The sequence below is a fragment of the Pseudoalteromonas sp. C2R02 genome (assembly GCF_018860845.1).
In the GTDB taxonomy this organism is placed as follows: Bacteria; Pseudomonadota; Gammaproteobacteria; order Enterobacterales; family Alteromonadaceae; genus Pseudoalteromonas.
On sequence record NZ_JAHKQC010000044.1, the window covers coordinates 43,965 to 55,963 of the forward strand.

Sequence of the window (11,999 nt, forward strand, 5' to 3'; positions counted from 1 at the left end):
ATTTCATTAACAGTTAGTATTTTATTGATCTACGAGTTATAAAAGAACTGATCTTTACCAAGTTAAAGTCTGATCTGTTTATTTTATTTAAATCCCCTTAAAACAATAAGTTAAACTAAATATCTTAGTCCTTATCCTTTAATACCTATATATTTAACCAAATTTAATCTTATATATTATCCTTTAGTTAAATTTTAACTAATAAATGTTTTTCTTTTTAATGAATGTCTATCAATAAAAGTGTTTACTTCATTTAAAGGCGACATTATAATAGCTGTTCACCAGTAAGGATATTATAATGACAATAAGTAAAAGTGCGCTAGATACCTATAAATTGCTCAAAGCAACAGCCACAGTTGCAGAAGACTCATTAGAAGGGCGTATTCAACACTACCGAGCTCATCTAAAAACAGAAGAAAAAGAGCTTAGGACATACACTCAAAAAGCGGCAGCTGATTTATTAGGTTGTAATAATCGTACTTTAAAACGACGTCACGACCAAGGAGACTTCAATGACCTTGATATACGTCGTGGTGCAAATGGTCACTATGCTTATACATTATCAAATATTCATCAAATGGCTGAAATTCTAGGCATCGAAGCTCAAAATAGAAAGCCTAACGATAAACTTCAAGTAATTATCGTTAATTCTTTAAAAGGTGGCTGTGGTAAAACAACCAGTCTTGTAAATATTGCAGCTGCTTTAGCTACGACAAATATTAAACGTTACAGAATTGGTATTATTGATTTAGATCCACAAGGTTCATCATCTAGTTTCTTTCCACCTACAGAGCCAGATCCAATTACTGTGGGAGATTTAATGCGTGATTGTATTGAATTTGAAGAAAATGAAAGCCAAAAAGATGTGGTTTCTAGTGCATTTTTACCTACTCATATTCCTAATATTCGTGTTTTACCGTCAGGTATGGATGATTTCTATTTTGAACATGAAACTGCAACACAACTAAATGAAAATCATACTTATTCTGAAAACCGTCACTATCACAAGTTATTAGAAAAAGTGATTCAGCCTGTAGAAGACGAATTTGATATCATTTTAGTAGATACAGCCCCTTCTCTTAACTTTATGTTTTACAATGCTTTAATGGCCTCAACAGCCATGTTAATTCCTGTACACCCAGAAGCTGTTGATTTTGACGCTAATAATAAATTCTTAAAACGTCTTGCAGAAATCTATCATACAGTTGCTGCTTTGGGGCACGAAGGGTGGGACTTTATGCAATTTGTTGTGACTAATTATGTTAAAGGAAATCATTCTCAGCGAGACATTGTAAAAGATATTAGAAGCGCTTTTGGTAGACAAGTGATGAGTTATCCAATCAACCATAGCTCAGCAATTACAGCCAGTTCTTCATCTTTTAATACTATTTTCGATCAAAAAACATCTGATAGTTTAGCGAGTCGTGAATCTTTAATTAAATCACAAGAAAATATTAAAGATGTTGTAGATGAATTAGAGATGTTAATCAGATCAAATTGGGCATCAACACAATGCCAACTGGAAAGTGCGTAGAAAGGTATAAATAATGGCTAAAAAACGTAAAAATGATACAAGAATAGACCCTTTTGCTTCAGCTGTAGAAGCAAGTAGTTTAGATCAATTACTTGAAAACGCAGCTGTTGGTGATGAGATCACCATGCCTGCTCCTTCGGATCCAAGCCGTATAATTCGTCTTAGTTGTAAGATCATCACATCTGACAAAATAGAATCTTCAACACGTGTTTACGGAAAAAATAGACGAGAGCAGTCTTTATTATCTAAAGCTTCTGTAGCAGATATACTACCTGCAATCAGCTCTGATGGCAGAAATCAACACCCCGCACTTAGCTGGAGTAAAGACGGTATTGAACATGTACTATCGGGCTCTCGCCGACGTAAAGCCTGTTTATTAAGTAATGCAGATTATATCGTTTTAACATCTTCTGACTTTACAGATGAAGACGCTAAAATTTTAGCTGTTTCATCAGATCAATATATTGCCCCTAGTTTATGGGAGCTTGGTAAAGCATATGACGAAACGCGTAGTGATCTTATAAGCCAAGGTAAAAAAGGTTCATACAGAGAAATTGCAGCTATTGAAGGGGTTTCACATACAGCTATAGCAGACTCTCTAAAAGCTTTTACAAAAATTCCTAGTGATGTACTTGCTTTATACCCTACAGCTAACCACGTTGGCCGTGAAATCGCCAAAAAACTGATGCTGGCAATAGATTTAGATGCAGATGGCTTTTTATCACGAGTTAATTATTTAAAAGCTAATTTTAATGCCTTTATTTTAGATACTGATGATAAAACTTCGTCAGCTATAACTAAGCAATTAACTGAAGTTAAAGCTGAAACTAAAATAAAACGTGAATCTTTAGATTTTAATAACAAATATATCAATGCTCATCGCAACGCTAAAACCGGTGATCTCGTGATTAAAATAGATAATAACGTTATGACAGACAAAAGGTTTGAGCAATTATCTAAATTATTAACACATTTTAATTAGTAAAATACTGATCTAAAGTGTTTTCAACCTTAGTATAAATATGATCTATTTCTTTATTAATGAGATCTAGATCATTTTTTTACTAAGTTTTAATTGCTATTTTCCCCCTTTATTTCCTATTTAATTGCTTGAAAGTACCTTTACAACCTGTGTTAGTAAAAATTTGTTCTGTTATTTTTTTTGTTGTTTAATTCTTGTGGGTAACTTGTTTAAAACTTGTTTTTAGTGTGTTATTAACTTGTGTTGTAATCCCCCTTTACATTATTGTTTATTTTATTTTTATACTTAGTAAAATTTTGATCTGAATTTATTTTTTTGATTTTGATAAATTTAATGCTTTAGCTTAGATCTTATAAGCTCTATACTGGAGCAATCTTTGATTTTTTACTGGTTGCAGATGTCCAAAGGCTTAACTAAAACAGATCTAATTGCTTTGTTTGATGAAATAAAAAAAGAGCAAGAAGTTGCGTTTCCAATTACAGAGGGGTTCTTAAAAAGATACTTTAAACCAGCTGTATTTGAAAAGGCTAAACAATGTTTAACAAAAGATCTTGTTAATTGGGTTGAAAGTGATGATAAGTTTACTCAGGTCAGTGCTGAAGTTTACAGTGAATCGGGTGATATTTTTCATCAACATATTCAAATCAAAAAATCTCACGCTGATTTATCTATTTCAGGATTATGTTCATGTAAGATTGGTAAAAAATGCCATCATATAGGTGCTGCGCTATTAAAGTTAAAAACCCAACATTCGGGTCTCTTTGGAAAGCACTATTTATTACATGATTGGTTTAATCAGCTCGAACAGTTAAAAAAACAGCGTCAGACTACCAAAAAAGACGTTATATTATTTGTAATTGAAAAGCATGATAATGGTTTAGTGCTTGTACCAAAACAATCGTCGCCAATTTCCAATGGTCGATATTCACAAGGTAGACCACTTACAAAGCAGCAATTAAACAGTTTAGTGACTCCTGAGCATATAAACGAAAGTGATTTTAGGTTATTAAGTTGGATCCGCTCTCAAAATTCTTTTGGTCAACTTGTATTAGAAAACCGTTGGGGCGTAATGGCTTTAGTGCAAATGGTTGCTACCGGACGGTGTTTTTGGCAAGACTCTAGACAAGCAATAAGGTTATCGGCACAAAGACCGCTCGATATATCTTGGCGAGAAACTGATACGATTCATGAGCTAAACCTCAGTCTACCTCAGTGTGATAAATGGCAAGTGTTTAATACGACACCTCCTTATTATATAGATGTAAACAACTTTGAAATCGGTGAACTTGAAACATCTTTAACAGCCGCTGAAGTATCTCATTTATTTACAATTCCGCCTGTCGCGGATGAAATGTTTGATCACGTTAATCAGCAATTTAAACGTATTTTTGGTTCTGCTTTAATTCAAAAGTCTGAATCTAAAGCTTTAACCAATGAAGATGTTGTACCGCGTTTGTCTCTTGTTAAACATGAAGATCTTAGTTTGTTTCATCTTCAGTTTTCATATGGCAAAAAAATACATGAATTAAACCTAGATGAGCAGCAAGATGCACAAATAAAAACGGCATTTGAAGATACTTGTTTAAACCGTTTACAAAATTGTGGGTTAATTTTAAGTAAAGGGCCTGTTGAAAAAGCATGTTATCTTACTTTTAATGCTTCAGATGAATCTTCTCCACAGCATCACTGGTTTGTAAATGAAGTATGTAAGCAGCTATCAGATGAATCTTGGGTGATAAATACGAAAGCGTACACAGATCCTGATATTATTTTAACGCCGCTTATTTTAGCTATGACACGAAGCCGAATTAATAAACTTTCTGTTGCCCCTTATTTTGATATTTCAGATAAAACGGTATATTTAAGTGATTTACTGACTTCTGCAGCCCTGTGTAATAACAAATCTCATTTATTTAACTATTATAAATATCAAGATACTTGGTTAGCGGTTCATAAACCTGACTTAAATTGTATTTTTGATTTATTAGCACAATTTTATGCTAATAAAACTGTGCCTAAACGATTAAGTTTACCGCTATCATACGCCTCTTCTTTTTCTGATTTTGACGATAGTCAGATAGATTGTGCTGATAAGGCTTTATTAGAGCTTATTACACAAGTTTCTAATCCTGATTTTCATGATTCTCTTGTGATACCTAAAGGTTTAAATGCCACCTTAAGAGACTATCAAAAACAAGCGGTAAATTGGTTACAGTTTTTAAGAAAACATCAACTCGGTGGGATCTTAGCCGATGACATGGGACTAGGTAAAACGCTGCAAACAATTGCTTTTTTGTTATCTCAAAAAGAAACAACAGGATTAAAATCGCCAGCTTTAATTATTTGCCCTACTAGTTTAGTTTCAAACTGGGTGAAAGAAATTAATCGATTTGCTCCTGATTTAAACGTATTGGTAAGTCATGGCGCTAGCCGTAAAAATATATTCAATCAAATTAGCAGTGCAGATTGTGTAATTACGACCTACCCATTGATCACTCGTGATAATACGGTTTATGAAGAATTACATTTTAGCCATGTGATATTAGATGAAGCGCAAACGATAAAAAATAACCAAGCTAAAATCTCGCGCGCTGTAAAAGCGTTAAGCAGTGATTTTAATTTGTGTTTAACCGGTACTCCTGTTGAAAATAACTTAAAAGAACTTAAATCATTACTCGATTTTGCTATGCCTGGGCTTATAGGTTCCATGGCCCAGTTTAAAACCTATTATCAAGTACCTATTGAAAAAGAGCATAATGAGCAAAGAGCTGAACAATTAAAAAACTTAGTGCTGCCATTTGTTTTACGTCGAACAAAAGAGCAAGTATTAACTGAATTACCTGCTAAAACTGAACTTGTTCGTATGATTGAGTTAGCACCAAAACAACAAATGGTATACCAAGGCATTCGAGCCAATATGGAACAAAAAATCAAAGAGCTATTTAAAGAGCAAGGCGCTGATAAAAGCCGTTTTGCATTCCTTGAAGCGCTACTTAGGTTACGCCAAGCATGTTGTGATCCTAGATTAGTTAATGGCGCAGAAGACCTAGAGCAGCAAGATTTACTGCCTAATATAAGTAATACATCTGACAGTGCTAAATTAACTTGGTTATGTGAAAACATACCTTTAATGTTAGCGAAAGGACGTAAGATTATTATATTCAGTCAGTTTACAAGTATGCTATCAATTATTGAGCAAGAGCTGGTTGAGTTGAATGTTAAATACAGTATTCTAACAGGAAAGACTAAAGATAGAGACGAAGCTGTAAACAGCTTTCAAAATGGTGATAACCCTATTTTCTTAATTAGTTTAAAAGCAGGTGGTACAGGGCTTAATTTAACTAAAGCGGATACGGTGATTCATTACGACCCATGGTGGAATCCAGCTGTTGAAAGACAAGCTACCGATAGAGCACATAGAATTGGTCAGTTAAAACCTGTGTTTGTTTATAAGTTAATTTGTCAAAATTCGATAGAAGAGCGAGTTTTCCAAATGCAGCAAGATAAAGCGGAATTAGCTGATAGTTTCTTTGATGCCAAAGGCGGGAAATTTAATACTCAAACTGAAGACCAAATGTTGAATTTATTATCTGAAAATAATTAAATTCATTTTATTTCAATTTATTTTGAACTAAATCTAAAAAGCTTAGTCTACTTAAATAGGCGCTGATAATGACAATTATATTATTAACGTCTATCCCTGAAAGTTGAATGTTATTCCCCATTGATTACAGAATTTTGTAATATTAACCAGTCTATTTAGACTGGTTTTTTTATGCTTATTTGTCCCCAATCGTGACATTAAATTTCAAATATGTGAGAATCATTAATAATTGGAGTATTTATTCGGTTTTAATGTGCGTAAAGTTAGTTTTGGTTTCTCTCTTATTGAATTAATAATTGTTATTTTAGTGATAACGATTATGTCTGTTATCGCTTTGCCAAAATTTCTGAATATTCAAAAAGATGCGCAAATTTCGATACTGGACAATTTTTCAGGCAGTTTTAAAACTTTAACTGATATGGTTTACGCAAAAGCGGTATTACAAAATAAAGAAAAGCTTTCTAACGTATCAGTGTCTATAAATAATAAAAATATCAATACTTACTTTGGCGTACCACAAGAGATTTGGAATAATGCTTTAGGAGAGTTACTTAATAGTGATATTTATTATAGCGGTAATGGCTATTATGATTATAATGGCGGTAATACAGCAGATACTGTAGTGTGCACTCAAGCAAGTATATGTGTTATAGATCAAACTCCTTCAAGTACTATAAAGTCAGGTTTAGCTGGTTGGGGAATGTTTTTCTTTCCTAAAGGGCGATCATTAGCTGATGATTGCTACGCTTATTACTCATTTTCACAAGATGGTAGTAAAATCACTTTCAAAGAAATAGATACAGTCATTGTTGGTTGCTAAATTAATTTCAAATTATTTTGAACTAAATCTAAAAAGCTTAGTCTACTTAATTAGGCGCTGATAATGATATTTGTATTATTAACTAACGCCTATCCCTGAAAGTTGAATGTTATTCCCCATTGATTACAGAATTTTGTAATATTAACCAGTCTATTTAGACTGGTTTTTTTATGCCCTCTTTTAAGCTTATCCTATAATTTTAATTGTATGTTTGTTTTTTGAACTGCTTGTACTTTTTATGGGTGCATGTGTTTCATTGCGAATATTTTTACAATGTAAAGCGTTTAAATTCAATGGTATATATATTTAAAAACAACCTTTTCACATTAATATATTTAGTTAATATCTGTATATTAATACCTGTGATATACGAAAGCTCGTTATTCTATATAGCATTCAGCAATTTAGTTATCATGAAACATCCCTACGTTTTAAGCTCCTTAGTGCCCCTTTGGAGCTTTTTTTATGTTTGGATTATTTAGGTTTAAAGTTGGGAATAAATGTAGGCAGGATTGAGTTTTAAGCTGTAATTACAGTTTATGCTTCATATAATTCTAATGGCAAATTATCAGGATCATTAAAAAAGGTAAATTTTTTACCTGTGTGCTCATCTACTCTTATGTCTTCTACTTCAATCATATTTGATTTTAAATATCTCGAAACCTCTTCAACTGAATCAACTAAAAAAGCGAGATGTCTTAATCCTTGTGCTTCAGGATAACTTGGTCGTTTAGGTCTATCAGGAAATGAGAATATTTCTAATTGAGTACCGTCTAGCAGTTGTAGGTCTAACTTATAAGAGTCTCTTTCTTGCCTGTAATTTTCGGAGATTATCTCCAGTCCTAAAATCTTGGTATAGAAAGTTTTTGTTTTTTTATAATCAGAGCATATGATGGCAACATGATGCACACCTTTAATATATGATTTATTCAATTTAAATTCCAAGCACTTGTTTTAGTTTATCTGCTCCAGCTCGGCTAGTGCTCAGTTCTGATTTTTTATCATCAGCCATAATCACCATTAACTTACCGTTAAACCAACGTTGGATCTCTTTAATTTTATCTATATTAACTAAATAACTTCTGTGAATGCGAACATATTGTGATTCAGATAAATTGAGTTCTAATTGATCTAAGGTTTCATTTAAATAATGCTGTTTATCATCATTTACTGCAAAGCTATTTCCTTGTTCTGATTTGATATAAAAAATGTCATCGGGAGATAAAATAATCATGCGTTCACCACTTTTGCTTATTAACCTTTTCATAGGCTGTTGTGGGCGATTAACTTGTTCAGAGTGAACTTGTAGCGCTTCTTTTTGTAAAAAGGCTGTATAAGCTTTATCTATTGCGCTTTTTAGCCTTGCTAAAGGAAATGGTTTTAATAAATAATCTGTTGAGGCCTGTTCAAATGCGGCGATTGCGTATTGATCATAAGCGGTCGTAAATATCACCATGGGCTTGTGTGTTAATAAGCTTAATAAGTCCATACCATTAATTTCAGGCATTTGAATATCCAGTAGTACTAAGTCTGGTTGTTCATCATTAATAAGGGTTATGGCTTCTTTACCTGTTGTTGCAAATCCAACAACTTCAATATTTGGAATTAAACTTAATTGATGGCTTATCTTTTCTCTTGCAGGTAGCTCATCATCAGCAAATACAATACGCATTATGGGTTGCTCTTTATTCATACTGTCATCTCCAATAGAACTTCTGCGCCATTTTTATTATTTAAAGTTATTTTTCCTTGATTAAGCTGCGCAACTCTTTGTTGTAAGTTTTTCATCCCTACACCTTGTCCATATCCTTGAGATAATACTGTTTCATTAAAACCTGAACCATTATCGCTAATAATAACTTTTAGAAGGTCATTTTGTTTTTCAACTTTTATATTGATAATTAATTCAGTTTGTTTTGCATTATGTTTAATCGCATTTTCTACTATGGGTTGTAATAATAAAGGCGGTATGTGGTGCGTTAAAAGGGAGTCTAAAATGTCATAATTAACAATTAACCTATCGCCAAATCGTGCTTTTTCAATATTAAAATACTTATTAATAATATCGATTTCTTGTTGTAGGGAAATGCTTTTAGATTGGGCTGTATCGAGCGAGTAGCGTAAAATATCCGCGAGCTCATGTAGTACCTCATCTGCGAGATCCGGTTTTGTATGTATATAAGCAGATATTGTATTTAGGCTATTAAACATAAAATGTGGGTTAAGTTGATATCTCAGAGTTTCTAGTTGGGCTTGTTTTTTTGCTGATTTTTCTATTGCAATGCCCTTTTTATGTTCTATGAACCTAGATACAAAATAAATAGGTACGGCCCAAGTGAATCCGCCAAAAATAACAAATGCGCCCATTGATTTATATTCGCTAAATGTAAATTGCAGTATTTTATCTGTCATCATCATACCGAGCGTTAAAATGACAACTGAAATACTTAACTCTAAAATTGTGTAGTGAATTTTTATATTTCTTAGCTTTAATATGATGGCTGCACTTAACCAAACAGGTAACCAATAAAAACACACAAACCAGATTGTTGTCGCTTTTAATGTGCCCAGTGAAATATCATTTATCCCTGCTAATATTAATCCTGTCGTAAAAATTAAATCGATAAATAATAAAATGAAAAAGCTATATTTAAAAAAGGGGTGGCGTAGCATTGTTTTCTCTTTGAGTTATTGTATTTTTAAACAAGATAGGCATGTACCTATCTTGTTAGCATATCAAATTTAAAAGTAAGATATTTCTTTAACTAGAATTTTATTTCTTTTATCTGATATTTCAGTATTGGGTGCTGTTCTCCAAACAAAACTTAAACCTGATAAACTTTTTGCTGACCATTGCTTTTTAGCACCATAACCAAACTGTTTTAGGGTGTTAAATGGTATTTTTACAGTTTGCCATTGTGAACTGGGTTGTATGTTAGTATAAAAATGATCCCAATCTTTCACTTCACTATGATATACGGAGATCCCAAAAGGAATGTTAGAACCTTTAAATGTGACTTTTATACCTTGATAATTTGAGGCATCAGCAGGTTTATTAAACATTAATTGTGTGCCCGCCCAAGCACCAAACCCAGTTGGTTTTCCTAAAACGGTTTTTACAATAAGCTCATTTTCTGTGTTATTCACTTGAGAGCTTGATTGCCCTCCCATCATTTTATCGCTTATTGGCTGCCATTTTAATTCACCTTTAAAGTTATCGATTACTTGCGTTGCTTTATTCGCAATTTCTGTTTGTGCATGACATTTTTCACCTTGAGGTAAAATTTTGGCATTTTTTGCAATTAACTCATCTCGATTAACTAATTTACCTGATTTATAAACTGAGTTTATTCTTGATAAATTTGAAATGTTTTTTAAGGGGTTATCATTTAAAAGAATAAAGCTTGCCTCAAAACCTGGTTTTAATTGCCCTATTACGTTTGCTTGATTAATGACTTTTGCCGCATCAGATGTTGCTGCGTTAATTATATGCCCAGGTTTTAGCCCTGCTTTATTTAAAGCTTGTATTTCATTGTGTAAGCCAGATCCATGAAGTGTATAAGGGTTACCAGCATCAGAGCCTGTTCCTATCACTACGCCTGCTTTATATAAGGTGATTACATTTTTATATGCAATATTATGTTTTTTCCATACCTGCTTTTTCCAAACGGAAGGCTCTGGCACATTTTCAAATAAACAATGCTGTAGTTTTTTATGTACCGTTTTTAACAAATGGGTTTGGTTACTGATCTGTTGATTTTCATGTTCTTCATTGTGATTATGATAAACAGCTAATGTAGGAATATAAGCCACTTTATTATCGATCATTAGTTTTATAAATTCTTCATCAATAAGTTCGGAATTAATTCCGTGTGCTAAAGCTGTTGCACCTGATCTGATCGCTCTTTTTCCATCTTGTAATGTTGAAACATGCACAAAATAAGGTAAACCAGCTGTTTTTGAACGTCTTCCTATTTCTGCTAATTGATTATCGGTGAGGGATTTACCGTGGCCACTAAATGTTTCAATAACCGCTTTTGTGACATTTGGCTTTTTTGCCATATGTTGTTGCCATAATGCAGCTATCGCATCATCACTTGTGACTTCAAGTGCTGCGCCGCCAAATTGCGTTCCGTGACCTCCTGGATTGGTAAATAAAGCGCCAGCATAAAATAAATTTGGTGCAATTTGTTGTTCGGTTAATGATTTTGCTTCACTTAAAGTATTGTCAAAAGAGAACAAATCAACAATGTTTGTCACACCTAAATATAAGTTAGAGTTAAAATGTGACGCAACAGGTAGATATTGAAACTCAGCGCCATAATTGCTGCCAGAAGCACCTAAATGAACATGTAAATCTATCAAACCGGGGACAATATATTGGCTATTCGCATTGATCACTTCATCTGCTGATTTCGCTATTTGATCCATGCTTGTTGTTTCAATGATCTTGCCATCTTCTATATATAAACGACTTAGCGCAGAAAATGTCTGACTTTCATTTTGATATAATTTTACGTTATCTATTCTTAAATCTATGGCATTAACATTTAAACTCATCAATAAAGCTGAAATTGCAGTTAGATTAATTTTCATTATTCCACTTCCTTGTTATTAAATTTAGAAAAACCATGCTTACTTATGTGCATCACTAATAAAATGAGGTTTAAAAAGATAAGTGATGAAAACACTGTATTCATTGAGATCAGATTTATACCTAGTACGTAGTTAAGTACTGATAATACAAAAACGATAATGCCTGCTAGTTGTGCTATTTTTTGTTCCATTATGAATTTCCCTTTGCTTTAAGCGTGTTATGTCATTGTTTTTGTTGAGCCAAATGTAGCCTTTATGCTTAGGGTTGTCGGTATGATTACTTTGAACTGACATTATTTCCTTTTGAATCGACAGAAAGTTTATTTAAGATTACTCAGATCAAAATTTTACTAAGTTGTTTCTAATATCGGATTTAAAGTCTTGTTTTAGTATAAAAATGATTCATAGGTAATATCTTTGGTATTTTTTAAATGAATATAGACTCGTGTTTTTGTATTTTTTG

9 protein-coding genes are annotated in these 11,999 nt (G+C 32.8%); 4 read left to right on the top strand and 5 right to left on the bottom strand.

Translation table 11 applies throughout. The annotated features are described in order from the left end of the window. Nucleotides 1-298: 298 nt before the first annotated feature. The 4 genes from KO527_RS21735 (at nucleotide 299) to KO527_RS21750 (ending at nucleotide 6,940) form a co-directional block, all read left to right on the top strand. Complete coding sequence (locus KO527_RS21735; RefSeq protein WP_216042340.1) at nucleotides 299-1,534, top strand: AAA family ATPase; 1,236 nt, start codon at nucleotides 299-301, stop codon at nucleotides 1,532-1,534. Between the two features lie 13 nt (nucleotides 1,535-1,547). Continuing rightward, a complete protein-coding gene (locus tag KO527_RS21740; RefSeq protein ID WP_216042341.1) occupies nucleotides 1,548-2,516 on the top strand; it encodes a transcriptional regulator in 969 nt (322 codons plus the stop codon). A gap of 397 nt (nucleotides 2,517-2,913) precedes the next feature. Next, nucleotides 2,914-6,120, top strand: coding sequence for a DEAD/DEAH box helicase (locus tag KO527_RS21745; protein WP_216042342.1), 3,207 nt, complete (start codon nucleotides 2,914-2,916; stop codon nucleotides 6,118-6,120). A gap of 253 nt (nucleotides 6,121-6,373) precedes the next feature. Then, entirely contained in the window at nucleotides 6,374-6,940 is a 567-nt protein-coding gene (locus KO527_RS21750) for a prepilin-type N-terminal cleavage/methylation domain-containing protein (protein WP_216042343.1), read from the top strand. Between the two features lie 537 nt (nucleotides 6,941-7,477). Here the strand turns inward: KO527_RS21750 and KO527_RS21755 are convergent. From KO527_RS21755 to KO527_RS21775, 5 genes are all read right to left on the bottom strand, one after another. Continuing rightward, entirely contained in the window at nucleotides 7,478-7,873 is a 396-nt protein-coding gene (locus KO527_RS21755; RefSeq protein ID WP_252733970.1) for a VOC family protein, read from the bottom strand. A 1-nt stretch (nucleotide 7,874) separates the two neighbouring features. Beyond that, on the bottom strand, nucleotides 7,875-8,633 hold the full coding sequence (locus tag KO527_RS21760) for a LytTR family DNA-binding domain-containing protein (RefSeq protein ID WP_216042344.1): 759 nt from the start codon (nucleotides 8,631-8,633) through the stop codon (nucleotides 7,875-7,877). Beyond that, nucleotides 8,630-9,613, bottom strand: a complete 984-nt coding sequence (locus KO527_RS21765) for a histidine kinase (protein WP_216042345.1) — start codon at nucleotides 9,611-9,613, stop codon at nucleotides 8,630-8,632. Before KO527_RS21765 ends, KO527_RS21760 begins: the two co-directional genes overlap by 4 nt. Nucleotides 9,614-9,682: 69 nt before the next feature. Next, a complete protein-coding gene (locus KO527_RS21770; protein WP_216042346.1) occupies nucleotides 9,683-11,536 on the bottom strand; it encodes a CIA30 family protein in 1,854 nt (617 codons plus the stop codon). Beyond that, nucleotides 11,536-11,727, bottom strand: coding sequence for a hypothetical protein (locus KO527_RS21775; RefSeq protein WP_216042347.1), 192 nt, complete (start codon nucleotides 11,725-11,727; stop codon nucleotides 11,536-11,538). Before KO527_RS21775 ends, KO527_RS21770 begins: the two co-directional genes overlap by 1 nt. Nucleotides 11,728-11,999: the final 272 nt, after the last annotated feature.